Source organism: Mycobacterium paragordonae (assembly GCF_003614435.1).
Classification (GTDB): domain Bacteria; phylum Actinomycetota; class Actinomycetes; order Mycobacteriales; family Mycobacteriaceae; genus Mycobacterium; species Mycobacterium paragordonae.
Genome location: NZ_CP025546.1, coordinates 3,782,583 through 3,801,446 on the forward strand (window position 1 = coordinate 3,782,583; position 18,864 = coordinate 3,801,446).

Consider the following 18,864-nt stretch of genomic DNA (forward strand, 5'->3'; position numbering starts at 1 on the left):
TCAGGGCTCCAGCAGCCGTATTTCGCCGGTGGCGCCGTCCACTTCGACCAACGCACCTTGCGGCAGTGACCGGGTGGCGCCCTGGACGTCGACCACACACGGGAAGCCGAACTCGCGGGCGACCACCGCGGCATGCGACATCGGTCCGCCGAGTTCGGTGACCACCGCGGCGGCGTAACAGAACGCGGCCGTGTATCCGACGTCGGTAACCTCGGCCACCAGAATTTCGCCGGGTAGCAGGTCGTCGATGGTCTCGGGACGCACGATCCGCACCCGGCCACGCACCCGCCCGCCGCACACGCCGACCCCGCGCAGGGTGTCCCCGCCGCCCAGGACCACCGGCGCCGATGTAGTGGGCTCCCACTGGCCGCTGAACACGGTCGGCGGGACGACGGCCACCAGCCGGCGCTGCTCGGCGCGGCGCCGGGCAATCAGGTCGGAAAGGTTGGCGGGCAACGCGTCGAGTTCGTCGACCAACAGGTAGAACACGTCGTCGGCAGCTTGGAACACCCCCGATTCGGTCAACCGGCGACCATACTCGCGCAGCAGTCCGCGCAACACCCAGATCGCCCGCACCATCCGGTCGCGCCGCACCTCCCGATCACGCAGCTGCCGCGCCGCCAACAACGCAACCAGCTTGGCGCGCAACGGAATCGGTGCATGACGCGGCTCCGGGGCCGACGGGGCGCTCAACGCCTTGGTGACCATGCGGATCAGCAACTCGGGATCGTCGGCGTAGCTGGTCGAGAGCATCTCCACCTCGGCCGGGCCGCGGTGGCCCATCAGTGCCAGTTCGCCGAGCACCGCGCGATGAAACTCCGGCGCCTCCACGGCGAGCTTGTCCAGGCGCTCGCCAGGCTCGGCGAGCACCCGCAGCACGGTCGGATCACGGCGGGCCGCCAGCGCCAGTCGCTGCATGGCTTCCACCGATCGGGCGCTGACCAGTTCCGGTCCGGCCGACGGGGCGGTCTCGCGCCCACAGAGCCCGCGCAGCAAGACGTTGAAGGCCGCGCACAGCATGAACGATCCCGACGCCAGCAACCAGCCGTGCACCACGTGGTCGCGGGCCAGCAGGATCAGACTCAACAGGCGACGGTCGTCCAGGCGGGTGACGTCGTCGCCGACGAGTTGCTCGAGCCGTTCGACGTCGCCGCGGTAATCGCCGGTGTCCAGCGGGGATCCCGCGCTCAGCCCGACCAGATTCACGCCGAACACGCCGATGTTGCGGATGGTGCGCAGGCGCCTGCGGACGGGGTTGGTTTCGGACGGCGGGCGTTCTTCGCCGAAGATCGGGAGCGACGCCATGCTGGGACCGAAGAACCCGCTGTTGCTGACAATGGTCGCGGGTTTGGCGAACGGCACCGTTTCAGCCATGAAGTGCGCTGAGGTGATAGCGCCGTAAAGCCGGTGAGCGAACACCGCGACGGTGCGCATCGCGATTTCCTTCTGCACCACACCGCCGGGTCGTAGCCGCTCGGCGATGCCGACCCCGCCGGCGCGCAGGCCCCGCACGGTTACCGAGGCCGACGACGGCGAGAAGGGGCCGGGCAGCGCCTCGGACAAGTTGGTGGCCAGGAAAGTGGGGAAGCGCGGATCGATCGGCGTGTCGAACTCACCGTTTTCGGCTTCCGGCCCAGCCAGTTTCGGCTCGACGCCGTCGTCGGCCGGGGTGTCGACCGCGGGCAGATCCTGGACAGGGGCCAGCCGCCAGGGCAGTGCTAGGACGCGGTTGGCCAGTGCGACCCGGCCGCGCACGGCAAGCGAGAAGTCTTGCAGGCATTCTTCGGCGGTCCAGGCCGGTTCGAGATGCCACTCGTCGCGCAATCGGGTGGTGTCCATCAGCGGAAGCGCACACTTGGGGCCGATCGGGACGATCGGGCGACGCAGCGCCGCCGCGACCTGTCGCACCGTGGGCGCCCCGGGTGCCGCGAGATTTACCGCGCCACTGATGATTTCGTCCTGCAGGACCGCACGGTTCAGCAGGCGCAGCGCGTCGTCGGTGTGCACGACTTGGATGCGGCCGTCGGCGGACCCGGTGAACAGCACCGGTGATGCCGCGATCGCGCGCAGTCGATTGTCGACACCGCGACCCACAACAAGCGGGAGGCGGATCGCCACCCACTCGAAACCGGAGTCTGCCAGCATCCGCTCCACCCGAACCGTGTGCCGCCCAACGGAACTCGTCGGGTTCAGCGGGCCGTCTTCGGTAGCCGGGCGCGATCCAGCGCCGTAGATCTGTGCGCAGGAGGTGAAAACGATGCGCCCGCTGCCGTTCTCGGCCATTGCCGCCAGCAGGTTGGCGGCTCCCTGGATATCGTCGCTGCCGCGCGCCGCAACGCAGTGCGCGACGACAGTCGCGCCGCTGACCGCGCGGCGGACCGCGTCGGCGTCCCGGATGTCCGCGGTGACGAAACGGGCAGCGCTGGGCCAACTCTCGGGGCGCCGACGGGCGATACCGGTGACCTCGTGACCCTCGCTGAGCAGTCGGGCAACCAGGCCGCGGCCGAGCACACCGCCGGCGCCGGTGACGGTGACTCTCACTCGTCGTCGTCCATGAAGGCGGCGTTGACCAGGTCGTCGAGGTCCATATCCGCGAGGTCCTTGCCGGTCGACTCGTCCTGCGGGGCTGCGGCAGCGCCGTTGCGGTCGCCGTCGCTCTCATTGGCCAGCGCCAGCAACAGATCCAGAACGCCGGCCTGGCGCAGCCGCTTGACCGGGATGGATGCCACGACGCGCCGCAACTCCTCTTCGCCGGGGGCCGCCGCCGGTTGCGCATCCTGGTGCGCCGCGCCGAGCAGTTCCTGGTGGAAGTAGCCGGCCAGCGCCGCCGAGTTCGGGTAATCGAAGATCAGCGTCGGCGACAACCCAAGGCCGGTTGCGGCTTTGAGCCTGTTGCGCATCTCGACCGCGGTCAGCGAGTCGAAGCCCAGCTCCTGGAACGCCCGATCGGGGTCGATCGCCTCGGGCGTGGTGTTGCCCAGCACCGTGGCGATGTGCGACCGGACCAGGTCCAGCAGGACGGCGTGCTGTTCCTCCTCGTCGAGGCCTTCCAGCCGCTGCAGCAGTGCCGACTTGGACTTGGCGGCGGCCAGTGAGTCGTCCACCTGACGGCGCGCGGGCGCGTTGATCAGGTCGACGAACATCGGCGGCAACGTTCCGGCGTCGAATTTGGCGCGCAGCGCCACCAGGTCGATGTGGGCCGGGAGCAGGAACGGCTCGTCGACAAGCAAAGCGGTGTCGAGCAATTCGAGTGCTTCCTCCGACCCCATCGCCACGATCCCGTCGCGGGCGAACCGGGCGAGATCGGCCGCGCCCAACGCGCCGGTCATGCTGCTGGCCTGATCCCAGAGGCCCCATCCGAGCGAGACCGCGGGCAGCCCGCGCTGCTGCCGGTGCAGTGCCAGCGCGTCCAGGAACGAGTTGCCCGCCGCGTAGTTGGCCTGTCCTGAAGCACCGGCCAGCCCGGCGATCGACGAAAACATCACGAACGCCGACAATTTCAGGTCGCTGGTCAACTCGTGCAGGTTCCACGCCGCATCCACCTTGGCGCGCAGCGCCGCGTCGACGCGTTCCGGCGTCAATGACGTCACCACCGCGTCGTCCAGCGTTCCCGCGGCGTGGATCACCGCCGACAACGGGTGCTGCGCCGGGATATCGGCGATCACCCTGGCCAGGGCTGTCCGGTCGGCCGCGTCGCAGGCAACCGCCCGCACAGCCGCACCGGCGGCCTCGAGTTCGGCTGTCAGCTCGTCGGCGCCGGGCGCGTCCGGACCGCGACGACTCACCAACACCAGCCGACGCACCTGGTGCCGGTGCACGAGATGCCGGGCCAGTGCCGAGCCGGCCATGCCGGTGCCGCCGGTGACTAGCACCGTGCCGCCGCCCAGGCCGGAGTCCACGGAGTCCACGGCCATGACGACCTTGCCGACGTGGCGGGCCTGGCCGAGGTAGCGCAGCGCCGCGGGCGCCCGGCGCACATCGAACACCGTGGCCGGCAACGGCTTCAGCACACCGGCGTCGAAGAGTTCGGCCAGCTCGGCCAGCATCCGCTGGATGTGGTCGGGCCCGGCTTCGAACAGGTCGAAAGCGCGGTAGCGCACGCCTTGTTCGGCGATCTCGGCGGCGTCGCGGATGTCGGTCTTGCCCATCTCGAGGAACACTCCACCCGGGGCCACCAATCGCAGAGAGGCGTCGACGAAGTCACCGGCCAGCGAGTCCAGCACCACATCCACTCCGCGTCCACCGGTGGCGGCGCGGAAGGAGTCCTCGAAGTCCAGGCTGCGTGAGTCGCCGATGTGGGCCTCATCAAAGCCCATGGCACGCAGGGTGTCCCATTTGCCCTTGCTGGCGGTGGCGAAGACCTCGACGCCCCAGTGCCGGGCCAGCTGGACGGCTGCCATACCCACGCCTCCGGCAGCCGCGTGCACCAGCAGCCGCTGCCCGGGCCGCACATCCGCAAGCACCTTCAGCGCGTAGTACGCGGTGGCGAAAACGACCGGCGCGGTGGCGGCGTCGGTGTCCGACCACCCGGCCGGGATCTTGATCAGCAACCGTTCGTCGGTGGTCGCCACCGCGCCGGTGCCTTCCGGGAACAACCCGGTGACCCGCTCCCCTGCGGTGAAAAGACCGGCATCCGAGGCGGTCTCGATGACCGTTCCGGACGCCTCGACACCCATGGCCGCGGCTTCATCGGGATAGAGACCGAGGGCGATCATGACGTCGCGGAAGTTGGCGGCCATGGCGCTCGTCGCGATGCGCACCTGGCGCGGACCCAGCGGGGCGTCCGCGTCGGGAATGGGCTCTGTGCGCAGGTTTTCGAACGTTCCCGGGCTGCTCATACCCAGTCGCCACGGTACATCGCCCGGGGGCGCCAACAGCCCGCGCACCGCGCGGCTGCCGTGCACCCGCGCGATGTGCGGAGTGCCGTTGCGCAACAACACCTGCGGCTCGCCGACCGCCAGGACCGCTGCCGCCTCATCCTCGGCGATCGGGACATCGGTGTCCACCAACACGATTCGTCCGGGGTGTTCGGTCTGAGCCGAACGGACCAGACCCCAGACCGCGGCGCCGGCCAGATCGGTGAGGCTCTCACCGGGCAGCGCCATTGCGCCCCGCGTCGATACCAGGAGCACCCCCGCGTCGTGTTCGGCCAGCCAGGCCTGTACGGCGGCCAACGCGCGGTGCGTCGCGGTGTACACCCCGGAAAGGGTGTCGCCGGCAACGGGTTCGGACTCGAAGAGGTGGTACGGCGGAGTGCTTATCGCTCCCGATGCCGGTGCCGGTGACCAGTTCACCTCGAAGAGCCGGTCGCCGGCCGAGCCCGACAGGGCGGCCTTGAGTTGCTGCTCGGTGACCGGGCGGGCCACCATGGAGGCCACCGACAGGACCGGAAGACCCAGCGCGTCCGTCAACTCCACCGACACCGACGACGGTCCGGTCGGTGTGATGCGGGCCCGCACCGCCGATGCGCCCGCCGCGTGCAGGCACACGCCCTGCCAGGCGAAGGGCACCAGCACGCCGTCGCTGCGTTCCACGCTGTCGTTGGCGCCCACGATGATCGCGTGCAGCGCGGCATCCAGGACCACCGGGTGCACGCCGAACCCGGTGGGCGACAATCCCGCCACCTCGGGCAGATTCACCTCCGCATACAGGTCGTCGCCACGGCGCCACATCGCGGTCAGGCCCTGGAAGGCCGGGCCGTAGCCGTAGCCCTGTTCGGCCAGCCTCTCGTAGGTTCCAGTGACGTCGACCTGGGCGGCCCCAGCCGGCGGCCAGGTGGACATATCCGGGACCGGTTGCGCCGGGGCGGAACTGACGGATCCTTCGGCGTGCAGCAGCCAGCCGCTTTCGGCCCGCGAGAAGATCGATACGCCGCGAGAGCCGGACTCGTCGGCGGCATCGACGACGACCTGCACGGCGACCGAACCCGACTCGGGCAGGATCAGCGGCGCCGCGAGGGTGAGTTCGTCGACCGTCGTGCAGCCGACTTCATCGCCGGCGCGGATGGCCAGTTCCACGAAGCCCGCACCCGGGAAGATCGCGACGCCGCCCACCGAGTGGTCGCGCAACCAGCCGTGCGTCGCGGCCGACAGCCGGCCGGTCAACACCACACCGCCCGAGGACGGCAGATCGACCACCGCCCCCAGCAAGGCGTGATCGCCGGCCGCCAGGCCCAGGCCCTCGGCATCGACGGCGGTGCTGCCGGCGGACAACCAGAACCGGCGTCGCTCAAAGGCATACGTCGGCAATTCGACGAAATTCGCCTGGCCCAGCACGGCCCGCCAGTTGACCGGCGCACCCGCGACATGGACCTGAGCCACCGCGTTGGTCAGCGTGGTCGGCTCGGGTCGGTCCTTGCGCAGCGCTGAGCTGGTGGTGATCGCGACGTCGGGCAGCGACTCTTCGATCGACGCGGTCAGGCCGCCACTCGGGCCGACCTCCAAAAACCTTGTCGCGCCGGCAGAATGCGCGTAACGGATGCTGTCGGCGAAGCGCACCGCTTCCCGGACGTGACGCTTCCAGTAGGCGGCCGATGCGAAGTCCTCGCCGGCCGGTTGCCCGGTCAGATTCGAGATGATCGGGATGGTGGGCGTCCCGATCGGCAGCCCGGCTGCCACGGCGCCGAATTCGTCGATCATCGGATCCATCAACGGGGAATGGAAGGCATGCGAAACGGCCAACTGGTGCACCCGGCGGCCCTCGGCCCGCAGCTGCTCGGCCACCTTGAGCACCGCATCCTCAGTACCCGAAATGACCAGCGACGCCGGGCCGTTGACCGCGGCGATGCTGACCTCGGCGGTCAGTAGCGGCCGCACCTCTTCCTCGGTGGCCTGCACGGCGACCATCGCGCCGCCGGCCTCCAGCCGCTGCATGAACCGCCCGCGCGCGGCGACCAGCACCGCGGCGTTCTCCAGCGACAACACGCCGGCGACGTGCGCGGCGGACAGTTCACCGACGGAGTGCCCCATCACGAAGTCGGGCCGCACACCCCAGGATTCCAGCAACCGGAACAACGCGACTTCCACCGCGAACAACGCGGGCTGGGCGAATTCGGTTGTGTTGAGCACGCTTTCGTCGTGCCCCCACATCACCTCGCGCAACGGCCGCAGCAGATGGCGGTCCAGTTCGCCGACGACGGTGTTGAACGCCTCGGCGAACACCGGGTACGTCGCGTGCAGGCCCATGCCCATGCCCAGCAGCTGGGAACCCTGCCCGGGGAAGACGAAGACGGTCTTGCCGCCCGGTTGTGCCACACCGCGGATGGCGGCGCCGAGATCGTCGTCGGCGAGCTCCGCCAATCCGCTGAGCAACTCGTCGCGGTCGGCACCGATGACGACGGCGCGGTGCTCGAAGAATGATCGGCCGGCCAGGGACCAGCCGACGTCGGCGGCCGCGAGTTCGGCGTGCCTGCCCAGGTATTCGGCAAGTCGGCCTGCCTGGGCGCGCAACGCCGGTGCGGACTTGGCGGAGATGACCCAAGGCAGCACTGCGGGTTTCGGCCCCGCAGGTTCGGCTGAAGGCGCGGCGGGTCCGGATTCGATGATCACGTGCGCGTTGGTGCCGCTGATCCCGAACGACGACACTCCGGCCCGCCGGGCCCGGGCCGGTTCGTTCGGCCACGGTTGCGGCTCGGTCAGCAGCGCAACCGATCCCGTCGACCAGTCCACATGCGGGCTGGGCGCATCCACGTGCAGCGTGGCCGGCAACACCTGGTGGCGCATCGCCTGCACCATCTTGATCACCCCGGCGACACCGGCGGCGGCCTGGGTGTGGCCCATGTTCGACTTGATGGATCCGAGCCACAGCGGTTCGTCGCGGCCCTGCCCGTAGGTGGCGAGCAACGCCTGCGCCTCGATCGGATCACCCAGCATGGTGCCGGTGCCGTGGCCCTCGACGGCATCTACGTCAGCCGCCGACAGGCCCGCGCTGGCCAGCGCGGCCCGCACCACCCGCTGCTGGGAGGGGCCGTTGGGCGCGGTGAGCCCGTTGGACGCGCCGTCCTGGTTGATCGCCGACCCGCGCACCAACGCCAGTACCGGGTGGCCCAGCCGCTGCGCGTCGGAAAGCCGTTCCACCACCAGCATTCCGCCGCCCTCGGAGAATCCGGTGCCATCGGCGGCGCCGGCGAACGCCTTGCACCGGCCGTCGGCCGACAGGCCCCGCATGCGGCTGAACTCGATGAAGATGTCGGGTGTCGCGTTGATGGTGACCCCGCCGGCCAGCGCCAGGTCGCACTCCCCCGACCGCAGCGACTGCACCGCCATGTGCAGCGCCACCAGCGAGGACGAGCACGCGGTGTCCACCGACACCGCAGGCCCTTCCAGCCCGAGCACATATGCCACGCGGCCCGAGGCGACACTCGACGACTGCCCGGTCAACCGGAAGCCTTCCGCCGCCTGCGCGGCGCCGATGCCGTAGCCCTGCGTGTACACCCCGGCGAACACGCCGGTCGCGCTGCCCCGCAACGAGCCCGGCTCGATGCCGGCCCGTTCCAGTGCCTCCCAGGACAGTTCGAGGTAAAGGCGTTGCTGCGGGTCCATCGCCAGCGCTTCGCTGGGTGCGATGCCGAAGAATGCGGGATCGAAATCGGCGACACCGTCCACGAAACCGCCGGTGCGGGTGTAGCAGGTGCCCGTGACGTCGGGATCGGCGTTGTAGAGCCCGGCCAGGTCCCAGCCACGGTCGACCGGGAAAGCCGAGAGCACGTCGCGGCCCTGAATCACCATGTCCCACAGGTCTTCCGGCGAGTACACCCCGCCCGGGTAACGGCACGACATGCCGACGATCGCGATCTGGTCTTCGCCGGTGACCCGCACGGCCGGGCTGTGGGTGATTTCCTGCGGCACACCGGCGAGTTCGGTGCGGATGTAAGTGGCCAGGCCGCTCGGGGTCGGGTAGTCGAAGATCAACGTCGGGGACAGCGACAGTCCGGTGGCCGATTTCAGCCGGTTACGCATTTCGACCGCGGTCAGCGAGTCAAATCCCAAGTCCTGGAAGGCTTTGTCGGGATCGATCGCCTCGGGCGCGACGTTGCCCAGCACCGTGGCGATGTGGGAGCGCACCAGATCCAGCAGCAGGGCGTGCTGCTCGGCCTCCGGCAGCCCGTGCAACCGGTGCGCCAGCGCCGATTTCGACTTCGCCGCGGCCAGCGACTCGTCGACCTGCCGCCGGGTCGGTGCGTTGACCAGGTCCCGGAACATCGGCGGCACCGCTACCGCGTGGGCACGCAGCGCAGCCAGGTCGATCCGGGCCGGCGCCAGGAACGGCTCGTCCACGATCAGCGCGGTGTCGAACAGTTCCAGCGCCTCGTGCGAGGACAGGGCCAGGACACCTTCGCGCCCCAACCGGGCGAGGTCGGCTTCGTCCAGGCCGCCGGTCATGGCACTGGCCTGATCCCACAGCCCCCAGCCCAGCGAGATCGCCGGCAGCCCGTGTGCCCGGCGGTGTGCGGCGAGCCCGTCCAGGAAGCAGTTGGCGGCCGAGTAGTTCGCCTGCCCCGACGAGCCCACCAGCCCGGCCATCGACGAAAACATCACGAACGCAGACACATTCGAGTCGCGGGTCAGCTCGTGCAGGTTCCATGCCGCGTCCACTTTGGCCCGCAGCACCGAGTCGATCCGGTCGGGCGTCAACGAGGTGACCACCGTGTCGTCCAGTACGCCCGCGGCATGGATGACCGCGGACAGCGGCCGCTGGACCGGAATGTCGGCGATCACCTTGGCCAGCGCCGGACGATCGGAGGCATCGCAGGCCGCCACCTGCACCTGCGCGCCGGCGGCCTCGAGTTCGGCCACCAACTCGGCGGCACCGGGTGCGTCCGGGCCGCGCCGGCTGAGCAGCACCAGATTGCGAACCCCGTGCTGGGTCACGACATGGCGCGCCAACGCCGAACCCGCCATGCCGGTGCCGCCCGTGATCAACACCGTGCCGCGGGCCCACAGGCCCGGAAGAGTCATGACGACCTTGCCGACGTGGCGGGCCTGGCTGAGGTAGCGCAGCGCCGCCGGCGCGCGCCGGATGTCGAATGTCGTCACCGGCAAGGGGCGCAGCACCCCCGCGTCGAACAGTTCGGCGAGATCGAGCATGTACTGGTGCATCCGCGGACGACCGGGCTCGAAGAGGTCGAAGGCGCGGTAGCGCACGCCCGGGTATTCCTGAGCGATCACCCCGGGGTCACGGATGTCGGTCTTGCCCATCTCCAGGAACACCCCGCCGGGGGCGACCAGACGCAGTGAGGCGTCCACGAATTCGCCGGCCAGCGAGTCCAACACGATATCCATCCCGGCCCCACCGGTAACAGTCCGGAACTTCTCTTCGAAGTCCAGGCTGCGCGAGTCCGAGATGTGGTCCTCGTCAAAGCCCATGGCGCGCAGGGTGTCCCACTTGCCCTTGCTGGCGGTGCCGAACACCTCCAGGCCCAGGTGGCGGGCCAGTTGGGTGGCCGCCATGCCGACACCGCCGGCGGCGGCGTGGATCAGTACCCGCTGACCCGGCTTGGCGGCTGCCAGGTCGATGAACGCGAACCAGGCGGTGGTGAAAACGGCTGAGATGGCAGCGGCTTCGGCGTACGACCAGTCCGACGGCATCGGCAGCAGCAACCGGACGTCACCGGGGACCAGGGTGCCGCTGGTGTCGGGGAAGAAGCCGTAGACCGAATCGCCGACCGCGAACTCGCTGACGCCGGGTCCGACCTCGACCACCACGCCGGCGCCCTCGCCGCCCAGCAGCGCCTCGTGGGTGAACATGCCCAGCGTGATCATGATGTCGCGGAAGTTGGCGGCGATGGCGTGCAGGGCGACGCGGACGTAGCCGGGCTCCAGCGGCGCACCGGCATTCGGCACCGGCTCCAGTTGCAGGTTCTCGAAGGTGCCCGCACTGCTCAGACCCAGCCGCCACGGGCCGTCACCCGGCGGGTCCAGAATCTGGTCCGCCGCGCGACTGCCGCGGACCCGCGGGGTATAGATCTGCCCGGCACGCAACAGCAGCTGCGGCTCACCCATCGCCAGCGCCGCGGTCAGCGTCGAATCATCCAGTGGCGCATCAGAATCGATCAACACCAGGCGGCCAGGGTTCTCGGTCTGCGCCGAGCGCACCAGACCCCAGACGGCTGCGCCGGCCAGATCGGTGACGTCCTCACCCGGCAGCGCCATCGCGCCCCGGGTCGCCACCACCAGCACACCGGTCTCGTGCTCGGCCAGCCAGGACTGCAGTGCGGCCAGCGCGGCGTGCGTACGTTCGTAGCTTGCCGTGACCGGATCTTCCTCGGTGACACCGGATTCGAAGATCTCATAGGGCATCTGACCGGATTCAGTCGCGGCGCCACCGGTGGATGTCGCCGCCGTCCAGACGAGTTCGAACAGCCGGTCGGGTCCCGACCCGGAAAGTGCGGCGCGCAGCCGCTTTTCGTTCACCGGGCGGGCCACCATGGCAGCCACCGAAAGCACCGGCAGACCCAGGCCGTCGGCCAGCTCGACAGAGACAGCGGATTCACCCGCGGGCGCGACCCGCACCCGTACCCCCGAAGCGCCGACGGCGTGCAGGGTCACACCCTGCCAGGAGAACGGCAGCACGAGTTCGGCCGCCGGGTTTGCCAATACCGCGGCGTGCAGGGCGGCGTCGAGCAACGCAGGATGTACCCCGTACGACGCCGAACCGCCCGCCGACTCGGGCAGCGTCACCTCGGCGAACAGCTCCTGGCCCCGAGACCACAACGCGGTCAAGCCGCGGAAAGCCGGACCGTACCCGTAGCCGTGCTCGGCCAACCGCTCGTAGCCGCCGGCCAGGTCGATCGCCACAGCACCCTGCGGCGGCCAGACCGACAGATCCGCGCCGGGCTCGACGGCGCCGGGACGCAAGGTGCCCTCGGCATGACACACCCACACCGAACCGCCGTCGCCGTCGGCGTGCGAATAGATCGACACGCCGCGCTGCCCGGTGTCGTCGGCAGCCGCTCCGACGATCACTTGCACCGCAACCGATCCCGAAGCCGGGATCACCAGCGGTGACCGCAACGTCAACTCGTCGACCGCCGAACAGCCGACCTCGTCACCGGCCCGGATCGCCAATTCCACGAAACCCGTGCCGGGGAACACCGCCATGCCGGAGACGGCGTGGTCGGCCAACCATCCCTGCGCACTTGAAGAGAGCCGACCGGTCAGGACGACGCCGCCCGAGTCGGGCAACTCAACCACCGCGCGCAGCAGTGGGTGTTCGCTGGCAGTGAGTCCCAGACCCGAGGCGTCGGCGCCGGTGGCATCGCTGGACAACCAGAACCGGCGCTTGTCAAAGGCATATGTCGGCAGCTCGACGAACCCGGCACCGTCCAGCAGTCCACGCCAGTTCACGGCGACCCCGGCAACGAACGCGGTGGCCGCCGAGGACAGGAACCGGTGCAGTCCCCCGTCTTCCCGACCCAGGGTGGGCACCACGACAGGCTCGACGTCGCAGGCGCTCGCGGTGCCCTCGATGCCCGCGATCAGCGCCGGGTGCGGACTGGATTCGATGAACACCCGGTATCCGTGTTCACAGGCGCTGCGTACCGCCTGGTCGAGTTGCACGGTCTGGCGGATGTTGCGGTACCAGTAATCGGCGCCCAAATCCGCAGTGTCCAAGCGACTTCCGGTAACGGTGGAGAAGAAGGCGATCCGGGACGCCGACGGCTCGAGTCCGGCCAGCACCTCGGTGAGTTCGGCGCGGATCGCCTCGACCTCCGCCGAGTGTGACGCGTAGTCGACGTCGATTCGGCGAACGCGTAGCTCCCGGTCGACGCAGACCGCAGCGAGTTCGTCGAGCGCCGCCACGTCACCGGACACCACGACCGCCGACGGGCCGTTGACAGCGGCGATGTCGAGCCGATCACCGAAGGGCGCCAACAACTCTCGTGCCTGCTCGGCGCCACAGGCGATCGACAGCATGCCGCCGGGTCCGGCCAGCCCGGTGAGCAACCTGCTCCGCAGCGTGACCACCTTGGCGGCGTCGCGCAACGACAGCGCGCCGGCGACGTAGGCCGCGGCGATCTCGCCCTGGGAGTGACCGATGACCGCATCCGGGCGCACCCCGATCGACCGCCACAACTCGGTCAGGGCCACCATCACCGCGAACAGCACCGGTTGCACCACGTCGACGCGGTCCAGCCCCGGGGCGCCCGGGGCGCCGCGTAGTACGTCGACCAGAGACCAGTCGACGAATTCCGCGAAAGCTTCGGCGCACGCCTCGATCTGCTGCGCGAATACCGGTGCGGTGTCCAGCAATTCGACGGCCATGCCCACCCACTGGGAGCCCTGGCCGGGGAAGACGAAGACCGTCTTGCCGGTCGGCTGGGCCGCGCCGCGGATGTATTCCCCCGGCTCATCGTGGGCCAGGTCGGCCAATCCAGCCAGCAGCTTGTCACGGTCGCTTCCGACAATGACGGCGCGATGCTCGAACGAGGTGCGGCCGGCCAGCGACCAGGCCACGTCGGCGATGTCCAGATCGTCACGCCCGCCGATGTATTCGGCCAATCGGGCGGCTTGCGCCGTCAAGGCCGAGGCCGATTTGGCCGAGATCGTCCACGGCACTGCCGGGCGTTGCGGCCCCGCCTGGCGAGGCGACTCGGCCGGTGCCGACTCGATGATGACATGTGCGTTGGTGCCACTGATCCCGAATGAGGACACCGCCGCGCGGCGGGCCCGGGCGGGCTCGGTCTTCCAGGGCTGCGGCTGGGCCAACAACTCCACCGCCCCCGCCGACCAATCCACGTGTGGGGACGGCGCATCCACGTGCAGGGTCGCCGGCAACACCTCATGGCGCATGGCCTGGACCATCTTGATCACGCCGGCGACGCCGGCCGCGGCCTGGGTGTGCCCCATGTTCGACTTGATCGACCCCAGCCACAGTGGCTGCCGGCCGGCCTCCGTGCGTCCCTGTCCGTAGGTGGCCAACAACGCCTGCGCCTCGATCGGGTCGCCGAGCGTGGTGCCGGTGCCATGGCCCTCGACCACATCGACGTCCGTCGCAGACAAGCCGGCATTGGCCAGTGCCGCGCGCACTACGCGCTGCTGGGAGGGACCGTTCGGCGCGGTCAGCCCGTTGGAGGCGCCGTCCTGGTTGACCGCGGTGCCACGCACCACGGCCAGCACCGGGTGCCCCAACCGCTGAGCGTCCGAAAGTCGTTCCACCACAACGACGGCGCCGCCCTCGGACCACCCCACTCCATCGGCGGCACCCGCGTAGGCCTTGCACCGGCCGTCCGGAGCCAGACCCCGGTGACGGCTGAACTCGACGAAGACCGTCGGGGTGGCGTTGACCGTCGCACCGCCGGCCAGCGCCAGGTCGCACTCTCCCGACCGCAGCGACTGCACCGCCATGTGCAGCGCCACCAGCGAGGACGAGCACGCGGTGTCCACCGAGACCGCCGGCCCCTCCAGACCCAGCACATAGGAAACCCGGCCGGAGGCGACACTGGACGTCATACCGGTGAGCCGGTAGCCCTCGATCTCCTCAGCAAACATTCCGTAGCCCTGGGCGATGATGCCGGCAAACACGCCGGTGGCGCTGCCCCGCAACCCGCCGGGATCTATCCCGGCCCGTTCCAGGGCCTCCCAGGACAGCTCCAGCAGCATCCGGTGCTGAGGATCCATGGCTAGCGCTTCGCTGGGCGCGATGCCGAAGAAGGCGGCGTCGAAGTCCGCGACACCGTCGACGAAGCCGCCGGTGTTGGCGTAGGTCTTGTGCGCGGCGTCGGGGTCGGGGTCGAACAGTTCGCCGACGTCCCAGCCGCGATCGGTGGGGAACTCGGCGATCACGTCGCGGCCCTCGGCGACCATCTGCCACAGGCCATCCGGGGAGTCGACGCCGCCCGGGAACCGGCAGGACATTCCGACGATGGCGATCGGCTCGCTGTTCCGCTCCAGCAGCGCACGGTTGGTCTTCTTCAGGCGTTCAACCTGGACCAGCGCTTTCCGCAATGCTTCAGTCGCATGCTGGAGCTGATCACTCATTACTAACCCCTCGCCTAAATTTGGTCGTCTCTGACCCGCCGGATGCGGCTCTCGCCGAGTCATAGAAGTCGCTGCGCGAAGCGATTGCTTGGCGCAGCTTTCCGACCCAAGAATCTCGCTCGTGAGTATCGCCAACTCCGGCAGGATTTCAAAAACGTCGACTACTCCCAGTAGCTAGCCGAAGACCGGCCGGGCACCCCGCGTACCGTGAGCCTTCTGCACTCCCTTGTACACCCGGCCCGCCGTTCATGGCGCGACTGTACCGGTCCGGGCGGGACATGCGTTCCGCGCGCGCCTCAGACTCCCACGCGACGCCAGCCGTCCGCGGCCCTGGCCGCGCGCAGCAACTCGTCGCACAATTCCCGCAGTTCGGTCGCCGCCGCGCCTTCATCAAGCGCCGTGACGACGTCCTCGGCCGCACATCTGACCTGATAGACGCGATCGGACAGGTCGGCGGCCTCCTCGGCCGACAACACCACCGCATCGGTGGGCAGGGCGGCGACTTCGCCGCGAGAAATCATCGCCCGCTGTTCGTAGGCCCGCTGCCGGCACGACTGCCGGCAGTACTGGCGGCGGCGGCCCATTCCCACGTCGGCGACATCGCGCCCACACCAGCGACAGGGCTGGGGCCGGATGCGACGACTCACGCCTGACGACTTTAGTCCGATCCGGGCTGTGATCCCGGTATCATGGACAATCGCGTCGCGCATCGCGCAGCAACGCGAGGAACCGGGAACTTGTGCAGGCGGTCTTAACGTTTGCTTAGACAGATCCAGAATCACGGGAGCAGCAGCAGCTCGCCGGACCCAAAGGAGCAGTACCAATGGCCGATCGTGTCCTACGAGGTAGTCGCCTCGGAGCCGTGAGCTACGAGACCGACCGCAATCATGACCTGGCGCCGCGCCAGATCGCTCGGTACCGCACCGAGAACGGCGAGGAGTTCGAGGTCCCGTTCGCCGATGACGCCGAGATTCCCGGCACGTGGCTGTGCCGCAACGGCATGGAAGGCACCTTGATCGAAGGTGACCTGCCCGAGCCGAAGAAGGTCAAGCCGCCGCGTACCCACTGGGACATGCTGCTGGAGCGCCGCTCGGTCGAGGAGCTCGAGGAGCTACTCAAGGAGCGCATGGAACTGATCCGGTCCAAGCGCCGGGGCTAGCGAGCCCGGCGATCGCGAGCGCGGCGTAGCCGGGCGAAGCGGGTCGCCGGATTACGTGTGAGCCCGGCGATCGCGAGCGCGGCGTAGCCGGGCGAAGCGGGTCGCCGGATTACGTGTGAGCCCGGCTGGACCGGGTGCGGTCGCGCCGGCCCTCGATCCCCCACTGGGCGACCTTGACCAGCGCCTCACGGATGTTGGAGCCGCTCATCTTCGAGACGCCGATTTCACGCTCGGTGAACGTGATCGGCACCTCGACGACGACGAACCCGTTGTTCACGGTGCGCCAGGTCATCTCGATCTGGAAGCAGTAGCCCTTGGAGTCGACGCTGGCCAGGTCGATGGTCTCGAGCACTTCGCGGCGGTAGGCCCGGTAACCGGCGGTGATGTCGTGCACCCCGACGCCCAGGGCCAGGCGCGAGTACGTGTTCGCCGTCCAGGACAAGGCCCAGCGGCGCCACGGCCAGTTCCGTACGGTGCCGCCGTGCACGTAGCGTGAGCCGATCGCCAGATCGGCGCCGGCGTCGACGGCCTCCAGCAGGCGGTAGAGCTGCTCGGGCGCATGGCTGCCGTCGGCGTCCATCTCGACCAGAACCTCGTAGCCCCGGCTCAGTCCCCAGGCGAAACCTTCCAGATATGCCGCGCCGAGGCCGTTCTTGACGGTCCGGTGCAGGACATGGATCCGATTGGGATCGGCCGCCGCCAGTTCGTCCGCGAGCCGCCCGGTGCCGTCGGGACTGTTGTCGTCGACGATGAGGACGTGCACGTCGGGGCAGGCGTCGGTGACGCGCCGATGGATCAGAGGCAGGTTCTCAAGCTCGTTATAGGTGGGGATGATCACCAGGACGCGCTGGCTGGGACTGTTGCCCGCAACCTCGGGCCCAGACTGGCCGGTGGTCATGTAGCTCCTTCATTTCGCCCGATAGACGTTCGGTCGCCCTCGTCGGACTGGCCTTCGTTCGCAGTCTCAACGTGTGCCGTCGCTGATTCGTTCGCAACTTCCTTGTCATCCGTTTCAGCTGACGGCGTATCGGAATTGTCAGGTTCGCCCGCCGGCTCCGACCGCCCTCGCCTTCGCAACCGAGGGCGCCTCGGACGTGGGAACCAGCCGGAGGAAGAACTATTGTGCCGTATCGCGAAGAGAATCACCGCCCCAGCCGTCCCGACCAGCACCCATTGCAGGATCGGAGCCCACCGGGTGGCCGGCGTCAACTTGGTTTTGAGGCGGACCTGGGTGTCGATGTAGTCGGGGGTGAAGAAGTCGGTGCGCTTGAGCTCCGCCCCGTCCGGCGCGATCACTGCGCTGATCCCGGTGGTGCCCGCCACCAGAACGTATCGGTCATGCTCAACGGCACGGACCTTGGCGAACGCCAGCTGTTGCTCGCTCATGGTTTTGGTGAAGGTGGCGTTGTTGCTGGGCACGGTCAGCAACTGCGCGCCGTTGAGCACCGAGTTGCGCGCCGCGCGGTCGAAGACCACTTCCCAGCAGGTGGCGACCCCGACGGGGATGCCGGCGATGCGCACGGTCCCGGTGCCGGGCACCGGGACGAAGTAGCCGGCGCGGTCGGCATAGCCCGACAGATGCCGGAACAGCCACCGCATGGGCAGGTACTCGCCGAACGGCTGCACGATCGCCTTGTCGTGCCGGTCGGCGGGCCCGGTGCCGGGATTCCAGACGATCATCGTGTTGGTGTATTCGGGGTTGTCGTCCGGACGGCCGGGCTTCGCCAGCAGCGTGCCGATCAGGATCGGCGCTCCGATCGCATCGGCAGCCTTTGAGATCTCCTGACCGGCGTCGGGGTTGACGAACGGATCGATGTCCGATGAGTTCTCCGGCCAGACGACGAAACGGGGTTGCGGGGCCAGACCGGCGCGCACGTCTTCGGCCAGCCGCAGGGTCTGGCTGACGTGGTTGTCCAGCACCGCGCGCCGCTGTGCGTTGAATTCGAGGCCTAACCGGGGCACGTTGCCCTGCACAACGGCGACGGAGACGGTCGGCTCACCGCCGGATCCGACACCTGCGTGCCGGACCTGCGGCCACACCAGGGTGGCGGCCAGCAACACCAGGCAGATGCTGATTCCAGGCAACAGGACGGCGGGAGGTTCCGACTTGTTTTCGGTCGCCCGGGTCCCTCCGCTTTCGAACCACTTGCCGATCTCCTGGGCGATGGCCGTGACGCTGGCACCTACCAGAACCACCGCGAACGACAAGAGTGGAACGCCGCCGAGCTGCACCAACGGCAGCAGCGGGCCCTCGGCCTGACCGAAGGCGATCGATCCCCAGGGAAAACCGCCGAACGGAAAGGTGGATTTGAGCCACTCCTGGGCCCCCCACAGCACCGCGAACCAGATCGGCCATCCGGGCAGGCCTCGCACCAACACGGCACACAGGCCGAACAAACCCGGGTAGACCGCGCAGACGGCGGCCAGCACCAGCCAGGGCACGTCACCGACCAGCGTGCTGATCCACGGCAACAGCGGCAGGTAGAACGCCACTCCGAAGAGCACGCCGTAGCCCAGCCCGCCGGCCGATGTAGTCGCCGGATGCTTGAGCACCCAACTCAACAACGCGATGGCGAGGATGGCGGCCCACCAGCAATTCAGCGTCGGAAAGCTCGCGTACATGAGCAGGCCGCTGGCCAGCGCGCCGACCAGTCGCGCCAGCCTCGGGCGCAACCGGTCCCAGACGGCCGGCGTCCGCGCGAGCCCGCGGCGAGCCAGCCCCCGCAG

At 69.2% G+C, this 18,864-nt stretch carries 4 protein-coding genes and 2 pseudogenes; 1 reads left to right on the forward strand and 5 read right to left on the reverse strand.

Translation table 11 applies throughout. From position 1 onward, the window contains the following. From C0J29_RS17290 to C0J29_RS33370, 3 genes are all read right to left on the reverse strand, one after another. Entirely contained in the window at positions 1-2,541 is a 2,541-nt protein-coding gene (locus tag C0J29_RS17290; protein ID WP_120793067.1) for an NAD-dependent epimerase/dehydratase family protein, read from the reverse strand. After that, positions 2,538-14,978 (reverse strand): type I polyketide synthase, encoded by a 12,441-nt coding sequence (locus C0J29_RS17295; RefSeq protein WP_120793068.1) that lies wholly within the window; start codon positions 14,976-14,978, stop codon positions 2,538-2,540. The genes C0J29_RS17290 and C0J29_RS17295 overlap by 4 nt, the downstream gene beginning before the upstream one ends. 296 nt (positions 14,979-15,274) lie before the next feature. Next, complete coding sequence (locus tag C0J29_RS33370) at positions 15,275-15,625, reverse strand: hypothetical protein (protein WP_082978322.1); 351 nt, start codon at positions 15,623-15,625, stop codon at positions 15,275-15,277. A 176-nt stretch (positions 15,626-15,801) separates the two neighbouring features. On the opposite strand from C0J29_RS33370, the gene rbpA reads away from it, so the two are divergent. Next, positions 15,802-16,137 carry an RNA polymerase-binding protein RbpA gene (gene rbpA, locus C0J29_RS17305; RefSeq protein ID WP_065049184.1) on the forward strand — a complete coding sequence of 112 codons (336 nt, stop codon included), beginning with the start codon at positions 15,802-15,804 and terminating at the stop codon, positions 16,135-16,137. 109 nt (positions 16,138-16,246) lie between these two features. Here rbpA and C0J29_RS34795 read toward each other — a convergent pair. After that, positions 16,247-17,044: pseudogene (locus C0J29_RS34795) on the reverse strand (polyprenol monophosphomannose synthase); the annotation flags it as partial. A 113-nt stretch (positions 17,045-17,157) separates the two neighbouring features. After that, positions 17,158-18,855 (reverse strand): annotated as a pseudogene (gene lnt, locus C0J29_RS17315) (apolipoprotein N-acyltransferase); the annotation flags it as partial. Positions 18,856-18,864: the final 9 nt, after the last annotated feature.

What these genes read in the sequence shown, in the direction of transcription:
- C0J29_RS17295 (WP_120793068.1), bottom strand. Translation starts at nt 14,978, where the DNA reads ATGAGTGATCAGCTCCAGCATGCGACTGAAGCATTGCGGAAAGCGCTG.
- rbpA (WP_065049184.1), top strand. Translation starts at nt 15,802, where the DNA reads ATGGCCGATCGTGTCCTACGAGGTAGTCGCCTCGGAGCCGTGAGCTAC.